At 62.7% G+C, this 19,608-nt stretch carries 17 protein-coding genes; 16 read left to right on the forward strand and 1 reads right to left on the reverse strand.

Features of this window, described 5'->3' with window-relative positions; translation table 11 throughout:
- The first annotated feature begins 106 nt into the window (after positions 1-106).
- Positions 107-1,387, forward strand: coding sequence for a dihydroorotase (locus F757_RS0102790; protein WP_027210065.1), 1,281 nt, complete (start codon positions 107-109; stop codon positions 1,385-1,387).
- A 107-nt stretch (positions 1,388-1,494) separates the two neighbouring features.
- Positions 1,495-2,334, forward strand: a complete 840-nt coding sequence (locus tag F757_RS0102795; protein WP_027210066.1) for a lysophospholipid acyltransferase family protein — start codon at positions 1,495-1,497, stop codon at positions 2,332-2,334.
- A gap of 9 nt (positions 2,335-2,343) precedes the next feature.
- On the opposite strand, the gene F757_RS0102800 is transcribed toward F757_RS0102795, so the two are convergent.
- A complete protein-coding gene (locus F757_RS0102800) occupies positions 2,344-3,240 on the reverse strand; it encodes a symmetrical bis(5'-nucleosyl)-tetraphosphatase (RefSeq protein WP_027210067.1) in 897 nt (298 codons plus the stop codon).
- Positions 3,241-3,455: 215 nt separating this feature from the next.
- Here F757_RS0102800 and F757_RS0102805 point away from each other — a divergent pair, with 215 nt between their 5' ends.
- From F757_RS0102805 to F757_RS0102870, 14 genes are all read left to right on the forward strand, one after another.
- Entirely contained in the window at positions 3,456-4,367 is a 912-nt protein-coding gene (locus F757_RS0102805) for a GDP-mannose 4,6-dehydratase (protein WP_027210068.1), read from the forward strand.
- Positions 4,368-4,780: 413 nt separating this feature from the next.
- On the forward strand, positions 4,781-5,842 hold the full coding sequence (rfbB, locus tag F757_RS0102810) for a dTDP-glucose 4,6-dehydratase (protein ID WP_027210069.1): 1,062 nt from the start codon (positions 4,781-4,783) through the stop codon (positions 5,840-5,842).
- A 9-nt stretch (positions 5,843-5,851) separates the two neighbouring features.
- Entirely contained in the window at positions 5,852-6,745 is an 894-nt protein-coding gene (rfbA, locus tag F757_RS0102815; RefSeq protein WP_027210070.1) for a glucose-1-phosphate thymidylyltransferase RfbA, read from the forward strand.
- Positions 6,730-7,281 carry a dTDP-4-dehydrorhamnose 3,5-epimerase gene (rfbC, locus tag F757_RS0102820; protein WP_027210071.1) on the forward strand — a complete coding sequence of 184 codons (552 nt, stop codon included), beginning with the start codon at positions 6,730-6,732 and terminating at the stop codon, positions 7,279-7,281. Before rfbA ends, rfbC begins: the two co-directional genes overlap by 16 nt.
- Positions 7,282-7,292: 11 nt before the next feature.
- Positions 7,293-8,219: a dTDP-4-dehydrorhamnose reductase gene (gene rfbD / locus F757_RS0102825; RefSeq protein ID WP_027210072.1), complete on the forward strand. Its 927-nt coding sequence runs from the start codon at positions 7,293-7,295 to the stop codon at positions 8,217-8,219.
- A gap of 268 nt (positions 8,220-8,487) precedes the next feature.
- On the forward strand, positions 8,488-9,906 hold the full coding sequence (locus tag F757_RS0102830; protein ID WP_027210073.1) for a mannose-1-phosphate guanylyltransferase/mannose-6-phosphate isomerase: 1,419 nt from the start codon (positions 8,488-8,490) through the stop codon (positions 9,904-9,906).
- 1 nt (position 9,907) lies between these two features.
- Positions 9,908-10,729, forward strand: coding sequence for an ABC transporter permease (locus tag F757_RS0102835; RefSeq protein WP_027210074.1), 822 nt, complete (start codon positions 9,908-9,910; stop codon positions 10,727-10,729).
- A gap of 4 nt (positions 10,730-10,733) precedes the next feature.
- Complete coding sequence (locus F757_RS0102840) at positions 10,734-11,510, forward strand: ABC transporter ATP-binding protein (protein WP_027210075.1); 777 nt, start codon at positions 10,734-10,736, stop codon at positions 11,508-11,510.
- Between the two features lie 243 nt (positions 11,511-11,753).
- Complete coding sequence (locus F757_RS0102845) at positions 11,754-13,136, forward strand: phenylacetate--CoA ligase family protein (RefSeq protein WP_027210076.1); 1,383 nt, start codon at positions 11,754-11,756, stop codon at positions 13,134-13,136.
- Positions 13,133-14,737, forward strand: coding sequence for a polysaccharide deacetylase (locus F757_RS0102850; RefSeq protein ID WP_027210077.1), 1,605 nt, complete (start codon positions 13,133-13,135; stop codon positions 14,735-14,737). Before F757_RS0102845 ends, F757_RS0102850 begins: the two co-directional genes overlap by 4 nt.
- On the forward strand, positions 14,734-15,855 hold the full coding sequence (gene wecB / locus F757_RS0102855; protein ID WP_027210078.1) for a non-hydrolyzing UDP-N-acetylglucosamine 2-epimerase: 1,122 nt from the start codon (positions 14,734-14,736) through the stop codon (positions 15,853-15,855). Before F757_RS0102850 ends, wecB begins: the two co-directional genes overlap by 4 nt.
- Positions 15,848-17,095 (forward strand): glycosyltransferase, encoded by a 1,248-nt coding sequence (locus F757_RS0102860; RefSeq protein ID WP_027210079.1) that lies wholly within the window; start codon positions 15,848-15,850, stop codon positions 17,093-17,095. Before wecB ends, F757_RS0102860 begins: the two co-directional genes overlap by 8 nt.
- A gap of 11 nt (positions 17,096-17,106) precedes the next feature.
- Positions 17,107-18,234, forward strand: a complete 1,128-nt coding sequence (locus tag F757_RS0102865; protein WP_027210080.1) for a glycosyltransferase — start codon at positions 17,107-17,109, stop codon at positions 18,232-18,234.
- A gap of 343 nt (positions 18,235-18,577) precedes the next feature.
- Positions 18,578-19,591 (forward strand): glycosyltransferase, encoded by a 1,014-nt coding sequence (locus F757_RS0102870; protein ID WP_232221340.1) that lies wholly within the window; start codon positions 18,578-18,580, stop codon positions 19,589-19,591.
- The last annotated feature ends 17 nt before the right edge of the window (positions 19,592-19,608 follow it).

Genomic DNA, 19,608 nt, shown 5'->3' on the forward strand with positions numbered 1-19,608 from the left:
GCGTGGCCAGAGCCAGCCCGCCTCGCGCAAACCACCCGCACGAACCGCGCACACGCGGCGAACAACGCACAATCTGGCCAAACCGGCTGAAACAAAAAGGCAGCGCATGAAGATTCATATTCAAGGCGGCACGCTGATCGATCCGGCAGCAGGCACCGAACAGCAGCAGGACATTTTCATCGCGGCGGGCAAGATCGTCGCGCTCGGCAACGCGCCCGCTGATTTCGAGGCGACGCAAACCATCGACGCGCGCGGCTTGCACATCGCGCCCGGTCTCGTCGATCTGTCCGCGCGTCTGCGCGAGCCGGGCTACGAACACAAGGCCACGCTCGAATCCGAGATGGCCGCGGCGCTTGCAGGCGGCGTAACGAGCCTCGTGTGTCCGCCGGACACCGATCCGACGCTGGACGAACCCGGCCTCGTCGAGATGCTCAAATTCCGCGCGCGCAATCTGGATCAGGCGCACGTGTACCCGCTCGGCGCGTTGACGGTCGGCCTGAAAGGCCAGGTGATCACCGAAATGGTCGAGCTGACCGAGGCGGGCTGCATCGGCTTTTCGCAGGCCGACGCGCCGGTGGTCGATACGCAGGTGCTGATGCGAGCGCTGCAATACGCGAAAACCTATGGCTTCACGGTCTGGCTGCGTCCGGTGGACGCGTATCTCGGCAAGGGCGGCGTGGCCGCGAGCGGTGCGCTCGCGTCGCGCCTCGGTCTTTCCGGCGTGCCTGTCGCCGCTGAAACCATCGCGCTGCATACCATCTTCGAAATCGTGCGCGTGACGGGGGCGCGGGTGCATCTGTCGCACGTGTCGTCGGCGGCGGGTATTGCGCTCGTGCGCGCGGCCAAGGCCGAGGGTCTGCCGGTTTCGTGCGACGTCACGGTGAATCACGTGCATCTGATCGATCTGGACATCGGCTACTTCGACGCGCAGTTCCGGCTCGACCCGCCGCTGCGCCAGCAGCGCGATCGCGAAGCGATCCGCGCGGGCCTCGTCGACGGCACGATCGACGCGATCTGCTCGGACCACACGCCGGTCGACGACGACGAAAAGCTGCTGCCCTTTGCCGAAGCCACGCCGGGCGCGACGGGCCTCGAGCTGTTCCTGTCGCTCACGGTGAAGTGGGCCGACGAAGCCGGTCTGCCGCTCGCGAAAGCGCTCAACCGGATTACCGCCTCGCCCGCTCAAGTGCTCAATCTCGAGGCCGCCGGCCGCGTTGCGGTCGGCAGCGTGGCCGACTTGTGCGTGTTCGACCGTCACGCGCACTGGCGCGTCGAGCCGCGCGCGCTGAAGAGCCAGGGGCACAATACGCCGTTCCTCGGTTATGAACTGCCGGCGCGTGTGCGCGCGACCATCGTGTCCGGTCGCGTCGCGTTCGAGCAGCGCTGAAGTCCGCGGGACGATCCCGCGGCCCGAATGCGCTGCACGATTCAAGGACCGGCGCCGCATAGTGCCCGCATCGAGCCCATATTGACCCGTCAGGAAAAGCTCCGACCATGAAGCTCGCGTTACGCAAAGCCCGTCTCATCGCGCATCTGCTGCACGGCATGTGGATCGTCGCAACGCGTTTTCCGAAAGCCGACGCGGACCGCCGTCACGCGCTCAATCGCGCGTGGTCGCTGAAAATGCTGCGGCTGTGCGGCATGCGCCTCGTCGTGCATAACGACGGCGCGCGGCTCGACCGCGGCGCGCTGGTGGTGGCCAATCACATTTCGTGGATCGACATCTACGTGATCAATGCGTGGCGCCCGACGCCGTTTGTCTCGAAGGCGGAGATTCGCCAGTGGCCGCTGGTCGGCTGGCTTGCGCAGCAGCTCGATACCGTGTTTATCCAGCGCGAGAAACGCAGCGACGCGAAGCGAATCATGCACGAGCTGTCCGACCGTTTGAGCGCGGGCGAATTGATGTGCGTGTTTCCCGAGGGCACCACCTCCGACGGTCTCGCGCTGCTGCCGTTTCACGCGAACATGTTTCAGGCGGCGGTGTCGGCCTCTGTGCCGGTGCAGCCGCTGTGCATCATGTATGAGGACGCCCAGGGCCGGCAGTCCACGGCGCCTGCGTATATCGACGATCTGTCGCTTGCTGATTCACTCAATCTGTTGCTGCGCGGCGGACCGTTGACCGCGCACGTGTACGTGTGCGGGCCGCTTGCGCCGGGCGCGGACCGCCGCGCGTTGGCCGCCGAAGCGCAGGGCGTGATTGCCGCCGCGCTGCGTGAAATGCAGGGCGGCACGGCGGCGAGCGGCGCGCTGATCCGGGAGCCGAGTGAGCCCTACGCGCCCGGCGAGACGCTGATCGAACCGGTCGATCCGTCGGGCCGCTCGCCGAGCGTCTGACGCAGCGCTTCAGAGCGCCGTCGCGTTGCCACCGCGCGCGCGGCAGTTCTCGCAGTCCACCTGAGTCAGCGTGCGCTCCGCGGGATGCGCCGCGAGTCGCACGGCCGAGAGTTTTTCGCCCCATACGCAGCCCGAGTCGAGCCCGATCAGGTTATCGCGCAACATCAAACCCAGCGCGGCCCAATGGCCGAACACCACGGTCACGTCCGCGGTTTTGCGCCACGGCACATCGAACCACGGCATGCAGCCAGGCGGCGCGGCATTCAGGCCGCCGCTGCTGCTGAAGTCCATTGCGCCTTCGGCATTGCAAAAGCGTACGCGCGTCAACGCGCTGCATGTCACGCGCAGCCGCTCGATGCCCTTCAGATTCGGCGTCCACAGACTCGGCTCGTTGCCGTACAGGCCCGCCAGCGTTTCTTTCCAGTTCGGCGCGCGTAGCGCCCGCTGCAATTCGTCGGCGAGTTCGAGTGTGAGGTTCACGTCCCACTGCGGCACCACGCCCGCATGCACCATCAGCATGCCGTTTTCGTAGTGGGCAATCGGGCGGTGGCGCACCCATTCGAGCAGATCTGCGGCGTCGGGCGCGGCAAGAATCTCGTCGATCGTGTCGCCTTTTTTCGATTTGCGAATTCCCGCCGATACCGACAGCAGATGCAGGTCATGATTGCCCAGCACCGGCACCGCACGCTCGCCGAGCGCGATGATGTCGCGCAGCGTAGCAAGCGATTCGGTGCCGCGGTTGATCAGGTCGCCCGCGAACCACAGCGGCGCGTCGGCCGGCGGTGCGGCCTTCGCCAAGAGGCGCTGGAACGGCGTGCGGCAACCTTGCAGATCGCCGAAAGCGAGTGGCGCGGCGCGCTGCTGCACAGTGGATGAAGCGAAGGAAGGCGCGTTGGACGGTGTCATCGACAGAATGTTGGCGGTTCGATACACGCGGCGGCGCAGGGCGCGTGCCGCGTTGAGGCGGTGCAGCAAAAGAGCGTGACATAATAGCCCGTTTGCGGCGCCGGCATCGGGCCGTGCGGCGACGCAGCGTCTTTTTTTGCGCACGCATCGGCCTGCAGTGAACGACCGGCGCGATATTGCATCACAACAGGATGACCCTCGTGAACGGAGAATGCATGTCGTCTTTCCATGCGCAGCAACCCGTCCGCACGCTCGTCACCGGGGCGGGCGGCTTTACTGGCCGCTATCTGGTGGACAACTTGCGCGAGCGCGGCCATACCGTGATCGAAACCTTCGCCGGTCGCGACGAAGAGCAAACACCCACCCGCCTGCGGCTCGACATTACCTCGCCGGAGAACTGCCGGCATGTGATCGAAGCCGCGCGGCCCGATTACATCGTGCATCTTGCCGCGATCAGCTTTGTCGGGCATGACGATCCGCTCGACTTCTACCGCGTCAACGTGCTGGGCACGCTGAATCTGCTCGAGGCTTGCGCGGCGACCGGCCACACGCCGCGCAAGGCGCTGATTGCGAGCAGTGCGAATGTGTACGGCAACGTGACGAGCGATGCGATCGACGAAAGCTTTCCGCTCACGCCGGTCAATCACTACGCGGCGAGCAAGGCGGCCATGGAAACGATGGTGCACACGTGGTTCGACCGTCTGCCTATTCTGATTGTGCGGCCGTTCAACTACACCGGCCGCGGGCAGGCGTCCAACTTCCTCGTGCCGAAGATCGTCGAGCATTTCGCGCGGCGCGAGCCCTCCATCGAGCTGGGCAATATCGACATAGCGCGCGATTTCTCCGACGTGCGTTACGTGGTGCGCGCTTACGAAGCGCTGCTCAATTCCGACGCGACGGGCGAGACGGTGAACGTCTGCACGGGCAGGCCCTATACGCTGCGCGAGATTCTGTCCGCCGCAAGCGATCTGACTGGCCACAAGCTGCAGGTGAATATCAATCCCGCATTCGTGCGGCAAACCGACGTCAAGGTGCTGGCCGGGTCGCCCGCGAAGCTGCGCGCGCTGGTTCCAGAGGTGCAGGCCATTCCGTTCATGGATACGTTGCGCTGGATGCTGGCCGCCTGAAAACAGGCGGACTGGCGCTCGCCCGTCCGCCCAATCCGCGCCGGCCCAGACGGGGCGCGGCCCGCGCCGTTCTGTCCCTCAGCGCGTTTCAATGCTGCGCTTCGTGTATCGGACAGCGAGTCCGATCTTACGACGTCCTGACGCATGCGCTGTGGCCATTCGGTGAGCATGAGCGGTTCACGCCAAATCGCGGAAAATGCAGCTGAAACGACGCTTGTCAAGCTGTTTCAAGTTGTTAGGGTCCTAGTTTTTGTTCTCCGCGGCTTTATAATCTGGGCTTCATAAGATTGGCGTCTGAGCGTCTGCGTACTGGGTACAGGCCGCGGGCGCCGAAACAATCAGACTCCACAACGCGTGGCGAGCGGGCCGGCAGAGCGATGCCGGCGCTTCGCCGACATCTGGAAGGGAATTTCATGATTCTGGTAACGGGCGGTGCCGGCTTTATCGGCGCCAATTTCGTGCTCGACTGGCTAAATACGTCGGACGAAGCGGTGCTGAACGTCGACAAGCTGACCTATGCCGGCAATCTCGGCACGCTCAAGTCGCAACAGGGCAACCCGAAGCATGTTTTCGTGCGCGCAGACATTTGCGACCGCGCTGCCATGGACGCCCTGTTTGCCGAGCACAAGCCGCGCGCCGTGCTGCACTTCGCCGCCGAAAGCCACGTGGACCGTTCGATACACGGTCCCGCCGATTTCGTGCAGACCAACGTCGTGGGCACCTTTACGCTGCTTGAAGCCGCGCGAAGCTACTGGAACACGCTCGGCGAGGCCGACAAGGCCGCGTTCCGCTTCCTGCATGTTTCGACCGACGAAGTGTTCGGCTCGCTTTCCGCAACCGATCCGCAATTCTCCGAAACCACGCCGTACGCGCCCAATAGCCCGTATTCGGCCACCAAGGCGGGTTCGGACCACCTCGTGCGCGCGTACCATCACACGTACGGCCTGCCGGTTCTGACCACGAACTGCTCGAACAACTACGGTCCGTACCAGTTCCCCGAAAAACTTATTCCGCTGATGATCGCCAACGCCCTCGGCGGCAAGCCGCTGCCGGTGTACGGCGACGGGCAGAACGTGCGCGACTGGCTGTATGTGGGCGACCATTGCAGCGCCATTCGCGAAGTGCTCGTGCGCGGTGTGCCGGGCGAGACGTACAACGTGGGCGGCTGGAACGAAAAGAAGAACCTCGAGGTCGTGCATACGCTGTGCGATCTGCTCGACAAGCTTCGTCCGAAAGCGGCGGGTTCGTACCGCGACCAGATCACTTACGTGAAGGACCGCCCGGGCCACGACCGCCGTTACGCAATCGACGCGCGCAAGCTCGAACGCGAACTCGGCTGGAAGCCGGCGGAAACCTTCGAGACGGGTCTGGCCAAGACGGTCCAGTGGTATCTCGACAATCAGGCGTGGTCTGACGAAGTCGCTTCGGGCGAGTACCGCAAGTGGGTTGAGACAAACTACGCGCAGCGCGCGTAAGGACATAGCATGGCGCGCAAAGGCATTATTCTCGCGGGCGGATCGGGCACGCGGCTGTATCCGATCACGCATGTCGTCTCCAAGCAACTGCTGCCGGTGTACGACAAGCCGATGATCTACTACCCGCTTTCCACGCTGATGGTGGCGGGTATTCGCGACGTGCTGATCATCTCCACGCCGCAGGACACGCCACGCTTTGAAGCCATGCTCGGCGACGGCAGCCAGTGGGGCATGAACATTCAGTACGCGGTTCAGCCTTCGCCGGACGGTCTTGCGCAGGCGTTCATTATCGGGCGCGAGTTTGTCGGCAACGATCCGTCGGCGCTGATTCTCGGCGACAACATTTTCTACGGCCACGATCTCGCGAAGCAGCTCGAGCGCGCCAACAATCAGGCCGAAGGCGCGACCGTGTTTGCCTACCACGTGCACGATCCGGAGCGCTATGGCGTGGTCGAGTTCGACAAGCAGTTCCGCGCCTTGTCGATCGAGGAAAAGCCTGCCAAACCGCGTTCGAACTACGCGGTTACGGGCCTGTACTTCTACGACAAGCAGGTCTGCGACATCGCGGCGGACATCAAGCCGTCGCCGCGCGGCGAGCTGGAAATCACCGACGTCAATTCGCGTTACCTCGCCAACGCTGCGTTGAACGTCGAGATCATGGGTCGCGGTTATGCGTGGCTCGACACGGGCACGCACGATTCGCTGATCGAAGCCGCCACGTTCATTGCGACCTTGCAGAAGCGCCAGGGCCTCGTGGTCGCCTGTCCCGAGGAAATCGCGTATCGCCGGCAGTGGATCGGCGCCGAGCAGTTGCTCGCGCTCGCCGCGCCGCTCGCGAAAAACGCCTATGGCAAGTATCTGCAAAACATTCTTACGGACCAAGTCGCATGGCCATCCAAGTAACCGCTACGGCGCTTCCTGAAGTCAAGATCATCGAGCCGAAGGTGTTCGGCGATGCGCGCGGCTATTTCTATGAGAGTTTCAATGCCGTGGAGTTCGCGGAGCATGTCGAGCCCGGCGTGACGTTCGTGCAGGACAATCATTCGCGCTCCGCTAAGGGCGTGCTGCGCGGCCTGCATTATCAGATTCAGCATGCGCAAGGCAAGCTGGTGCGCGTGGTGGAAGGCGAGGTGTTCGACGTCGCCGTGGACATTCGCAAGAGTTCGCCGAATTTCGGGAAGTGGGTGGGAGTGACGCTGTCGGTGGAGAACCATCGGCAACTGTGGGTGCCGCCTGGGTTTGCGCACGGCTTTGTGGTGCTGTCCGAGTCCGCCCAGTTTCTGTATAAGACTACCGACTACTGGTTTCCCGAGCACGAGCGCAGCATCGTCTGGAACGATCCGGCAATTGGTATCGAGTGGCCTATCGACTTCGAGCCGCTGCTTGCGGCGAAGGACGCGGCGGGTAAGCGGTTGGGTGACGCAGAAGTCTACGCATAAGGGGCCGCCGCATGAGTGCACAGAATGGCAAGCGGACGATTCTCGTCACCGGCGTCAACGGGCAGGTCGGCTATGAGCTTGCTCGCACGCTGCAAGGGCTTGGCAGCGCAGTTGCGGTGGACCGGTCGACGCTCGACCTGTCGAATCCTGACCAGATTCGCGCCGTGGTTCGCGATCTGAAGCCTGCGTTGATCGTCAATCCCGCGGCCTACACGGCGGTGGACAAGGCAGAACAGGAGCCGGAACTTGCAATGCGCATCAACGGCGAAGCGCCGGGCGTGCTCGCGGAGGAAGCGAAGAAGCTCGGTGCTGCGCTGATCCACTATTCGACGGATTACGTGTTCGACGGAGAAAAGCAGGATGCTTATGTCGAAAGCGATTCGACGAATCCGCAGAACGCGTATGGCCGAACCAAGCTAGCCGGCGAACAGGCCATTGCGGCAACCGGCGTGAATCACCTGGTGTTGCGCACAAGCTGGGTCTATGGCACGCGTGGCAAGAATTTTCTGCTCACCATGCTGCGGCTCGGCGCCGAGCGGCCTGAGCTGAAAGTCGTCGCTGACCAGTTCGGCGCGCCCACCTGGTGCAACACGATTGCGACGCTTACCGCGCATATCGCTGCGCAGTCGTTGGCGGCGCAAGACAACGCCTCGTGGTGGCAAGAGCGTTCGGGCGTCTATCACCTGTGCGCCGGCGACTCCACTTCGTGGCACGGTTTCGCGTCGGCCATCTTCGAGCTTGCGGACCTGCCCCATCGGCCCAGCACGCTGCCCATTCCTGCCGCCGAGTATCCGACGCCGGCCAGGCGACCTTCCAACTCGCGCATGTCGAATGAGAAGCTTGCACAGGCCTTCGGGCTCGCCGCGCCGCATTGGCGCGATGCGTTGAAGCTGTGTTTGACTGACGGGTTCCCGAAGTCGCCTGCCACGCGCCCCTGACGCCGCTGCGCAAGCTGGTGGCGCTGCTCGTCAAGGGCGCCGGGTTATGGGTTGCCGTTTGCAGCACGCTCGTCCCCGAGCCCACGCTGGCTGACAATACGGAAAGAGGGCGAGGGTAGAATATTGACCGTCGTGTGACGCTTCCTCGCGCCTGAAACATGTGTTGTGCAGAACGTCTGCCGACGATCGCGCCGGGCTGTGGCGCGGCATGCCTGTCAGGCTTGCCGCAAAGCGGCCAAGTAATAAATACGGTATTGAAGGGGTGCCTGTGAGTTTGTTGCCGATCATTCTGTGTGGCGGGGCGGGTTCGAGACTGTGGCCCGTCTCGCGCGAGTCGCACCCGAAACCGTTTATCCGTCTCGCGGACGGGGAAAGCCTTTTGCAGAAGGCTTTCCTACGCGCTGTGTCATTGCCCGGCGTGAAGGAAGTGCTGACGGTAACCAATCGCGAGCTGTTCTTCAAGACGGAAGACGATTTCCGCGAGGTGAACGCGAATGGCTGCGCGACCTCGTTCATTCTTGAACCGTTTGGCCGCAATACGGCTGCTGCCGTTGCAACGGCGGCGCTCCATACGGCCAAAACGCACGGCGATCAAACCGTCATGCTGGTGCTGGCCGCCGATCATCTGATCGCGGATCAGGCGGCGTTCGCGAAGGCCGTAGGAGCAGCGCAGAAGCTGGCCGAGGCCGGCAAGGTGGTCACCTTCGGCGTGCAGCCGCAAACACCTGAGACGGGCTACGGCTATATCGAGGCGGACGGCGAGAAGGTCGTGCGTTTCGTTGAAAAACCATCGCTCGAAAAAGCACGCGAGTACCTGGCATCCGGCAAGTTCGTCTGGAATTCGGGCATGTTCTGTTTCACCGCGCGCACTATTCTCAAGGAGATGCAGCAACACTGCCCCGAGATACTGAGTGCCGCAGCGGAGTGCATGAAGGCTTCGCCGTCGGCGCAAGGGCCGGACGGCGCCGCGCAGATCCGGCTCGAACCGGGCTGTTTCGGCGCTGTGCCCGACGTCTCGTTCGACTATGCGGTGATGGAGAAGTGCGAGCACGCCGCGGTCGTGCGTTGCGACATTGGCTGGACCGACGTCGGTTCATGGACGGCACTCAGCGACCTTTCGCCGGCAGACGCGAGCGGCAACCGCGTGGAGGGCGAAGCACTGCTGTTCGACGTGAAGAACTGCTATGTGCGTGGCGGCAACCGCCTGATCGGCGCTGTGGGCGTGGAGGATCTGATCGTGATCGACACGCCCGATGCGCTGCTGCTCGCAAGCAAAGACCGGGCTCAGGACGTCAAGCAGATTTTCGCGGAACTGAAAGCGCGTGGGCATGAAGCGTACAAGCTGCATCGCACGGTGCACCGGCCGTGGGGCACCTACTCGGTGCTCGAGGAAGGCCCGCGGTTCAAGATCAAGCGCATCGAGGTCAAGCCGGGCGCAAGTCTGAGCTTGCAGATGCATCACCACCGCAACGAACATTGGGTGGTCGTGAGCGGCATGGCCAAGGTCGTCAACGGCGAAAAGGAATTCTTCGTGTCGACCAATGAGTCCACTTATATTCCGGCGGGGCACAAGCACCGCCTCGAGAATCCGGGCGTCGTCGAGCTCGTGATGATCGAAGTGCAAAGCGGCGAATATCTGGGCGAAGACGACATCGTCCGCTTTGAAGACATTTACGGACGTACTTGAGATGGACATCACCTTTATCAACGATAGTAGTGAAGACCTCACGCGGCACACGCAAAACGACGATCTGATCGTCGGTATGAAGTCGGTGCGCGTGTGGGGCACGCTCGGCTGGCACGACATCCGTCAACGCTATCGCCGTTCGGTGCTTGGGCCGTTCTGGTTCACGTTGAGCACGATCATCATGGTGGTCGTACTCGGCGCGTTGTACTCCACGCTGCTGCACCAGGAAATCTCCGACTACCTGCCGTACCTCGCGGTCGGCCTCGTGGTCTGGGCGTATCTCGCGTCGGTGGCCAACGAAGGCTGTCTGGCGTTCATCGGCGCGGCGTATCTGATCAAGCAGATCCGTCTGCCGCTTACCGTGCACGTATGCCGCATAGCGTGGCGCAACTTCGTGATCCTTTTGCACAGTTTGCCGGTGGTGGTGGTGTTGCTGCTCGCTTTCGGGCGCTGGCCGGGCTGGGAATTTCTGCTGGTGCCGTTCGCGCTCGGTATCCTCTTGCTGCACGGCGTATGGCTCGGGGTCACACTAGGCGTGTTGTGCGCGCGTTTTCGCGACATTCCGCCCATCGTCACCAATCTCATTCAGGTCGTCTTCTTTTTCACGCCGGTCATGTGGTCGCCGGAAATTCTCAAGGAGCGGGGCTGGATCGCCGATTACAACCCGCTCTATCATCTGATCGAAACGGTTCGCGCGCCGCTCACCGGCCGTCCTACTCATTGGGAGTCGTGGGCCTGGTCGATCGGCCTGCTGGTCGTCGGCTTTGCATTCGCACAGTTCCTGATGAAGCGTTTCCGTAATCGCGTTCCTTACTGGCTTTGATATTGTGAGTTCTTCATCGATTGTCGCTCGTAACATCTCCGTCGAATTTCCGATTTACGAGAACTCCCATCGCTCGCTGAAAAAAGCGGTGCTCAACCTTACGACGGGTGGCCGCATCGGCCAGGACGCAGGACGCCATGCGATCGTCAAGGCGATCGACGACCTTACCTTCAGCTTTACAGAAGGTGATCGCGTGGGCCTCGTCGGGCACAACGGCTCGGGCAAGACCACGCTTTTGCGCACGCTGTCGGGTGTATACGCGCCGGTGCGTGGCGAACTGAAGGTGCATGGAAAAATTGCTTCGCTGCTGGACGTGTCGATGGGCCTCGACCCTGATGCGACCGGCTTCGAAAACATCTATCTACGCGGCATTCTCGATGGGCTGAAGCCTGCGCGTATCCGCAGCAAGATCGACGAAATCGCGGATTTCAGCGAACTGGGCGACTACCTGAACCTGCCGGTGCGCACCTATTCGAGCGGCATGATGCTGCGCCTTGCGTTCGCGATTTCTACGAGCGTCGAAGCCGACATCCTGATCATGGACGAGTGGCTGAGCGTAGGCGACGCGGAGTTCAGCATCAAGGCTGCGGAGCGTCTGGAGAGCCTCGTTGGCAAGGCGTCGGTGCTGGTCGTCGCGTCACACGATCCGTCGCTGGTCGCGCGCGTGTGCAATCGCAAGATTTCGATGGAACATGGCCGGATGATTGCGGACGAGCCTGTATCCCCGCCGGCAGAGAGCGAGGGCCCGCTCGTCAGTCATACCGCGCAGTTACCGCATTGAGGCTGCAGCGAGAGTCGAAGCTGCGAGCCTCGCGCGTTGATCAGGTTTCGCGATAGCAGCACCGCATGCAGTGTGTCGATGAACGCTGGATGCGCGCGGGTCGTACTGTGCTCGCGCGTGTTTCCATTCCAGGCAAAGCTTCGCGCTCAATACAAATCACGCTGCGTGAGCGCCGCGAAAACTTTCGCGGCACATACGGTGACAGCAGTCAGGCGCAAGAGAGGCGCAACGAGGTTCGAAGTCATGCGAGCTAATCATCCATTCCTGCGTTATTCCGAATCCCTGTTCGTGCGTCAGCCGTTTCGCACGCTGAAGGGTTTTGCCGGCGGCTACATCGCCTACCCGATTGCGGAGAGCCGCGAAAAGCGTAGTGTGCGCCCCAAGATACAGGAGTTGCGTGAGCATTACAGGCTGCCCATGCCGCATCGCCGGCGCATCGCGCTGGAGCGTCTCGCGGGCATGCTCGAATTTGCCGGCGCGAAAGTGCCGTATTACCAGGACCTGTTCAAGGCGAGGCAGTTCGAGCCCGCCAAGGTCAAACAGGACCCGCGCTATCTGGAAGAGCTTCCGTACCTGACGAAGGACATCATCCGCGAGCAGGGGGCGCGTCTGTTGTCCGGGCCGCTCGAAGCAGGCCAGCATCACGCATGCAAGACCGGCGGCTCGACCGGTTTGTCGACCACGATCTACTACGATCAGGAAGGCGCGGACTACTCGTCGGCGGTCACCAATTATTGCCGCGAGCGTATCGGCAAACTGCGCCATCGCTCGGAGCTTCACTTCGCGTGCCGTTTTCCGGATCAGGCGATTCCGCAATGGCCGTCGCGCGAAGACTTCAAGTGCTTCGCGATGAACCGCAGCAACATTTTCTTCGACCGCATCGACGATCAGGGCCTCGAAGAGATGTGGCGCACGTTGAAGCGCCGCAAGCCTTACCTCGCGCATTCGCATCCTTCCACTATGTACGCACTCGCCTGTTACGTGCAGCGCAAATATGGCGGCGGCAAGGCGTTTCAGGTGTTCGAGTCGAGCGGCGAGCTTCTCGAGCCGCATGCGCGCGACATGATTGCTTCGGCGCTGCGTTGCCGCGTGATCGACCGTTACGGCCTCGCTGAACTTGGCGTGATGGCTTATGAGCTCGACGGTCATGAAGGCGGTTTCCAGATACTCGAGTCCGAAGGATGGCCGGAAAGCCGCGTGCTCGAAGGAAATCCGGACGGCACGCACGAACTCGTATTTACGGGCTTTCGCAACAAGCTGATGCCGCTCATCCGCTACGCGACGGGCGACAACGCGCGCGTGCAGGAAACGGAGAAGGGCTTCTTTTTGACCGATGTGGTCGGGCGAATTCACGACGTCGTGCCCATCAACGGAGTCGCCCATCCCACGCACCACATCCAGGACATGCTCGATCATCGCGTCGGCGGCATTCAGGAGTTCCAGATCGATCTTCGCACCTCGCCGCCCACACTGCGAATCGTGCTGGAGCCGCATGCCAATGCGGAAGACACCACTGCCAGGCTGCGGCATTTCTGGCAGGACGCCTTCACGATCGCCTATGTCGGTCACGACGACTTCGTGCGCGTCGGCAGCCGGGCCAAGTTCCGTCACGTGGTGACTGCATGATCGGCATTCTTTGGTCCAATGCGTCGGCACAAGCCGGCCACCATGTGCTCGCCGCGGTGCAGCGCTCGGTCAGCGGGAGCCAGCTGCAGCCCATCTCGCGCAGTCTGCTGCGCGACGGGATGGCGCCCGATATCGTGGTTGCCGTCGATACCCCCGACGGCTGGAGCGCCGACCTTATCGCGTGGCTGCGGGCGCGGCCCCGCAAGCTCGTGGTGTTCGGCAACATGCCGATCGCGCTTGCCGATTATCTCGGCTATCGAAGTGCTGATCGGCAAGCCGATCTCACCACTGCAAGCCGCAGCGAACCGGCGCCCTCGGGCGAAGCCCGCGAAAGCGCCGCGGCCGTGCGTTACGGTGCACTGGCGCAGATGCTCGGGGGCGATGCGTGGCATCGTCCGTTCGAGCGTTTCGATTTCGCCGACGAGTGGAACAATCTGGGCTTCGGCGCGATTCGTGGCGACGGCTCGATCTGGGCAGTCGGCAAGCCAGTGCAGGTACCCGCGCAGGCCGAACTGGCGGCTGTATTCGTTGGCGGCGAAAGGCAGTTCTCGTACAGCGCGCTCTCCGATGCGGATGCGTCGAGCGTCTTGTGGTTCAACCGTCCCGTCGGCCCGTGCGATTCGTTCGAGTGGCGCCTCGTCGAGAATTTTCTATCGAGTTATCGGGCGCAGGATATGCTGCCCTGTCAGCCGGTGCTGAGCGAATTGCCTTGGGGTTACGACGCGGCAATTACGTCGCGCCTCGACTGCGACGAGGGCGTCGAATCGGCGCGTCCGCTGTGGCAGGCGTATCAACGTCTTGGCGTGCCCTTCACGCTCGCGGTTCACACGCAAAATCTGAACCGCCCGGAGCACCATGCCATTCTGCGGGAGCTTCTCGCCGACAGGACACAAGGTGCGGTGCTCTCGCATACGGCGACGCATGCGCCGAACTGGGGAGGCACTTACGACAACGCAGTCGCTGAAGGCATGCAGTCGGCGGCGGTGCTGGAAGCAGCGACGGGCGTGCCCGTGCGCTATGCCGTCTCGCCGTTTCATCAGTCGCCGTCCTATGCTATGCGGGGTCTCGCGGACGCCGGTTACGAAGGCTGCATTGGTGGAATCATCCGCAACGATCCTGAGTTCCTGGCCGCTCGCGGCGGCGCACTTGCCGGCATGCCCGCGGGCTTCGTCGCGCACAGCCAGCAGTGCATGCTGCACGGCGATTGCTTGTTACAGAGCAGCGATCCGCTCACGGTCTTCAAGCAGGCTTTCGACTACGCGTATGCAACCAATACGCTGTTCGGCTATCTCGACCATCCGTTCTCCGAACGTTATACGTATGGCTGGACGGACGAGGCGCAGCGTGTCGACGCTCACGAAAAGTTCATTGCATACATCAGAAGCAGGGCGCAAAAGCCCCTCTTTCTGCATGAAGAAGCGGCGCTCGATTTTGTCAGATTCAGGTCGCTTGCCCAGGTTGCCGGAGCTGCCGGCAAATTTCGCGTTCTGACGCCGGGCAACCTCGAGGCGGCGCCGGCAAGAGCCGCCGCAGCCTTGACGCTCGGCGTCGAATATCGTGGCGCGCATGTGCCGGTCCAGGCAGGGAACCCATTGCAATGAAAGTCATGGTGGTGATGGGCACGCGGCCCGAGGTCATCAAGCTCGCGCCCGTCGTACGCGCGTTGCGCGAGCAGGTCGACACGGTGGTGTGCGCGAGCGGCCAACACAAGGATATGGCTGCGCAAGCGCTTGCGTTCTTCGGCATCGAACCCGACGTTACGCTGGATACGATGAGCGCGGGACAATCGCTCAACGCGTTGTCCTCGCGCCTCGTCGCGGCGCTCGACCGCGCGCTCGACGAAGTGCGCCCCGACTGGGTGATCGTGCAGGGCGACACGACCACCGCATTTTGCGCCGGCCTCGCGGCTTTTCACCGCGGGATTGCGGTCGGTCACGTCGAAGCGGGCCTGCGCACCGGCGACCTGACGAGCCCGTTTCCAGAGGAAGCGAACCGCAGTCTGATTGGCCGCATCGCGACCCTGCATTTCGCGCCCACCGGGCTCGCGCGCCAGCACCTGCTCGCAGAGGGCATCGCCGCAGAAAAGATCGTCGTGACAGGCAATACGGTTGTCGACGCGATTGACGCGGTCCGCCAAAGCTGGAGCACGACGCCGCCGCAAAATCCGCTGCCCGAATGGCATGGTGCCGAAGACCAGCACGTTCTCGTCACCTGCCATCGGCGGGAAAATTTCGGTGACGTGTTGCAAGACATTTGCCGCGTGCTGCGCGACTTGTGCCAGCGCTACAGCGGCTACCGCTGGGTGTTTCCGGTGCATCTGAATCCGGCCGTGCGCGGCCCCGTGCATCGCGAACTGGACGGCATTGCGAATCTCGCGCTGATCGAACCCGTCGACTATCCGACGAGCCTCTATCTGATCAGCCGCAGCGCGGTTGTGGTCAGCGATTCGGGCGGCATCCAGGAAGAGGCGCCGACCTTTGGCGTGCCTGTCGTGGTGATGCGCAATCACACGGAGCGCCGTGAAGGCGTCGACGCCGGCTTTGCGACGCTGGCGGGTCAGGCGCCGGCAAACATAGAAAACGCGGTGGCGGGTTGGCTCGACAACCCCGCGCGTCGCGCGGCGCTGCACAACCGCGCAAACCCTTATGGCGACGGGCTGGCCGCGCGCCGCATTGTCGAAAGCCTGTTGGGCCGGCCTGTCGAGGTGTTCATTGGTTGACGGCAAGAATGGGATGTCAGCCGCGCGTGACTGTGTGCTGTTTTCGACCGCGGACTGGGACGAACCGTATTGGACCAACAAGCAGCACACAGCGAGCATTCTTGCCGCGCGCGGCTGGCGGGTTCTCTATGTGGAGAGTGTCGGTTTCCGTTCGCCGAAGGTCGGCAGCGGCCGCGACTGGGCGCGTCTGTGGCGGCGCCTGTGGCGCGGCGTGCAGTCGCTTGTGCTCGGCCCGCCGCGGCGCGCGGCGAACATCTGGGTGCTTTCGCCGCTGATGGTGCCGGCCGGGCACCATCTGCCATTCGTGCGTTCGCTCAATCAGGCGCTGCTGCGCTTTTCGGTGGCGCGCTTTGCCAAAGGGCATCGCTACAAAGACCCAGTCGTGTGGACGTATCATCCGTACATGCTCGACTCGATCTCGACGCTGCCGCGCGGACCGCTTGTCTATCACTGCGTGGACGATATCGCAGCGATCCCCGGCGTTGACGTCAACGCGTTTCGCAGCGCGCAGCAGGCGCTGCTCGGTCAGTGCGAGGCAGTGTTCACGACGGCTATGTCGTTAAAGGAAGTGTGCCTGCCGTTCAACCGGAACACGCACTTCTTCGGCAACGTGGTCGACGACGCGCATTTCGGCGAAGCGCGCGCGGATGGCCCGATACCAGCGGAACTCGCTGCGATTCCCGAGCCCCGGCTCGTATATCACGGCGTGCTGTCCGACTTCAAGGTCGACTTTCCGCTTCTCATGCAGACCGCGCGGGCGCGTCCGCAATGGCAATGGGTGATTATCGGCGAGGAGCGGGAAGGTCAGCGCAGCGAACTGCTCGCGCAGCTCGCACGCTTGCCGAATGTGCACCTGCTCGGCTATCGAAGCTATCAGTCGCTGCCGCAGTATTTGCGCGGCATGCGCGTTGGCGTCCTGCCGACCTTGCTCAACGAGTACACCCGGTCGATGTTCCCCATGAAGTTCTACGAATACCTGGCCGCGGGGCTGCCCGTTGTGTCCACGCCGCTCGACTTCGCGAAAGAGCCGCGTGCCGGTCTCGAAGTGGGCGGCGACGCAAATGCCTTTATTACCGCGATCGAAAAACAGTTGGCGCGCGGCAAGCTCTCTGCCGACGAGGCCGCCGCGGCCGTCGGCGAGAATACTTGGGAGCGCAGGCTCGACAAGATGCTCGCGATCACGTTTGCGGGGCATGCGGCGGGCGACGGCCGGCCCGCGTCGCTCGACGCCGTCGCGTGAGTGACCACCGCATGAAAGTCCTGCATATCTACCGCACCTATTTTCCCGACCCGCCAGGCGGACTCCAGGAAGCTATCCGTCAGATCAGCCTATCCACGCGCGCTTGCGGCGTAGATCCACGCATCTTCACGCTGTCGCCGAATCCGGTGCCGCGCGAAGTGCGGTTTGCCGAGGGCGTCGTGACGCGTTCGCGCTCGTGGGCGGCGCCGGCTTCCTGCGATCTGGGTGGGCTCGAATCGCTGCGGCAATACCGGGCGGAGGCCGAATCGGCCGACATTCTGCATTTTCACTTCCCGTGGCCGTTTGCGGACGTGCTGCATCTGTTGGGCCGCGTCAAAAAACCCGCCGTGATGACGTACCACTCCGACGTGGTGCGTCAGCGCGCGCTGGGTTACGTGTACGGACCGTTGATGCGTTCGACGTTGCGCTCGATGTCGGCGGTGGTGGCCACCTCTGCCGTCTACGCGCGCAGCAGCCCTGTTCTGACAAGCGTCGTGGACGAACGGCGCCTCAAGGCTATCCCGCTTGGCATCATCGATTACCGCGATGATCCTGTCCTCGGCCGTTTCTCGCCGCACTGCCTCGCCCGCCTGCAACTCGGGGACGAGCCTTATGTGCTCGCGCTCGGCGTCCTGCGGTATTACAAGGGACTGCATACGTTGGTCGAGGCGGCGTCGTCTATCGCGTCGAAGATCGTCATTGCCGGGTCGGGACCGGAGATGGAGCGGCTAACTGCGCTTGCACGCGAAGTCGGCGCGCACAATGTGGTATTCGCCGGGCAGGTGTCGCACGAAGAGAAGGTCGCATTGCTGAGCGGCTGCCGCGCGTTGGTGATGCCGTCGCACTTGCGCTCGGAGGCGTTCGGCATGGTGCTTGTCGAAGCGGAAATGTTCGGCAAGCCGATGGTCTGCTGCGAGATGGGCTCGGGCACGTCCTATGTGAATGAGCACGGCGTGACGGGCTTCGTGGTGCCGCCGGAGGCGCCCGTGCAGTTTGCGGCTGCGGTGAATGAACTGGTGCGCGACGAGGCGCTTGCCCGCAAGATGGGCACGGCGGCGCGCGAGCGGTATGAGAGGCTGTTCTCGGGGCCGGCATTGGGCAATGCCTATCGCGGGCTTTACGAAGAGGTATTGGAGTGAACGGCCGCTCCTTTCCTGGCTCCGAGCGCTATCCTGCAAATGAAACAACTTGCCAGAAATAGCTTGTAACGGCATAGTTGGCGCATTTTCCGCGACCTGGCAGGGTTTCAGAAACGAGTTGTCGAGCCTGTGCAAGCATCGAGTAGAGAGAAGGCCGGACCTGATCGCATTCCCGGCGTTTGAAGCTGTTCCTGAGTGCAAGCGACCTGTGACGAGTCGCTGGAAGCGGGGCAATCATTAGTCGAACCTTGCCATCTGGATATTTGGGGGCTGTGCGCCGGATAGACAGAGTGGTTTCGCGTAGGCTAAGTCTTTCCCAAGGGGGCAGGTGGTGTTTTTCCCGGTGTTCTTGTCCGTTGTATTCGTCGTTCGCAATCAGGCTCGGGATCTCGAAGTCATCCTGAAGGACGCTGCGGTCGTCATGGCCGATCTTGTCAGCGATTACGAGCTTATCGTGGTGGACAACGCGTCCGATGACGACAGCGTCTCGGTCCTCAAGCGGCTTGCGAGCGAACAGGGTTTGCCGAATCTGCAAGTGTATGCGCTCACGAAGGAAGTCGACTCCGACACTGCGTCGTGGGTGGGCCTCGAAAACGCGCTTGGCGATTTCGTCGCCGTGGTCGACCCATTGATGGACGACATCCGCTTCCTGCCCACCATGCTCGACAAAGCGGCGAGCGGCGCCGACGTCGTGTTTGCCGCGAACCAGCAGAAGGCGGCGCAAAGCTGGGCATACCGAACCTGCCTTGGTGCGTTTAACGCGCTATACAAGTGGTCTAACGGCGTGCATCTGGCGAAAGACGCTCCGCAATACCGGTTGCTCAGCAAGCGCGTCATCAACTTCATGCTGCAGCACCCCATGCCCGCGCTGACCTACCGCTATTTACCTGCAACTGGCGGTTTTGCGCGTGCCAATCTGAGCTACAGCGCACCGCCCAAGGCGCGGCAGGCCAAACGCCTGTCGCATAGCATCGATCGCGGCATCCGCCTTCTCGTGTCGACGACAAAGGCGCCGATGCGCCTCGTCACGGCGCTGTCGCTATTCGGCGCAGTGTCGAACCTGGTCTATTCGATTTACGTGATTGCCATCGGTCTTCTGAAGTCCAACGTGGCGCCTGGTTGGGTGACGTTGTCGTTGCAACAGTCCGGCATGTTCTTCCTGATCTCGCTGGTGTTGCTGGTGCTGGGTGAGTACATCCTGCAAATGGCGCGCCTGAGCAACGAGGGCCCGCTCTATCATGTCGCGCAGGAATTCACGAGCAGCGTCATGACACGCCGGCAGAAGCTGAATATCGAAGACGTCAGGTTGCCAGGCCCGCAGGGCGCGCAGATGAACGACTCGATGCATTCCTCCTGAACGGACGGGGAGGATTG

Origin of the sequence: Burkholderia sp. WSM2232 (assembly GCF_000472545.1) — a bacterium.
GTDB lineage: Bacteria > Pseudomonadota > Gammaproteobacteria > Burkholderiales > Burkholderiaceae > Paraburkholderia.

Excerpts from the sequence above, each read along its gene's own strand:
- F757_RS0102790 (WP_027210065.1), top strand. The coding sequence starts at position 107 with ATGAAGATTCATATTCAAGGCGGCACGCTGATCGATCCGGCAGCAGGC.
- F757_RS0102795 (WP_027210066.1), top strand. The coding sequence starts at position 1,495 with ATGAAGCTCGCGTTACGCAAAGCCCGTCTCATCGCGCATCTGCTGCAC.
- F757_RS0102800 (WP_027210067.1), bottom strand. The coding sequence starts at position 3,240 with ATGACACCGTCCAACGCGCCTTCCTTCGCTTCATCCACTGTGCAGCAG.
- F757_RS0102805 (WP_027210068.1), top strand. The coding sequence starts at position 3,456 with ATGTCGTCTTTCCATGCGCAGCAACCCGTCCGCACGCTCGTCACCGGG.
- rfbB (WP_027210069.1), top strand. The coding sequence starts at position 4,781 with ATGATTCTGGTAACGGGCGGTGCCGGCTTTATCGGCGCCAATTTCGTG.
- rfbA (WP_027210070.1), top strand. The coding sequence starts at position 5,852 with ATGGCGCGCAAAGGCATTATTCTCGCGGGCGGATCGGGCACGCGGCTG.
- rfbC (WP_027210071.1), top strand. The coding sequence starts at position 6,730 with ATGGCCATCCAAGTAACCGCTACGGCGCTTCCTGAAGTCAAGATCATC.
- rfbD (WP_027210072.1), top strand. The coding sequence starts at position 7,293 with ATGAGTGCACAGAATGGCAAGCGGACGATTCTCGTCACCGGCGTCAAC.
- F757_RS0102835 (WP_027210074.1), top strand. The coding sequence starts at position 9,908 with ATGGACATCACCTTTATCAACGATAGTAGTGAAGACCTCACGCGGCAC.
- F757_RS0102845 (WP_027210076.1), top strand. The coding sequence starts at position 11,754 with ATGCGAGCTAATCATCCATTCCTGCGTTATTCCGAATCCCTGTTCGTG.
- F757_RS0102850 (WP_027210077.1), top strand. The coding sequence starts at position 13,133 with ATGATCGGCATTCTTTGGTCCAATGCGTCGGCACAAGCCGGCCACCAT.
- wecB (WP_027210078.1), top strand. The coding sequence starts at position 14,734 with ATGAAAGTCATGGTGGTGATGGGCACGCGGCCCGAGGTCATCAAGCTC.
- F757_RS0102865 (WP_027210080.1), top strand. The coding sequence starts at position 17,107 with ATGAAAGTCCTGCATATCTACCGCACCTATTTTCCCGACCCGCCAGGC.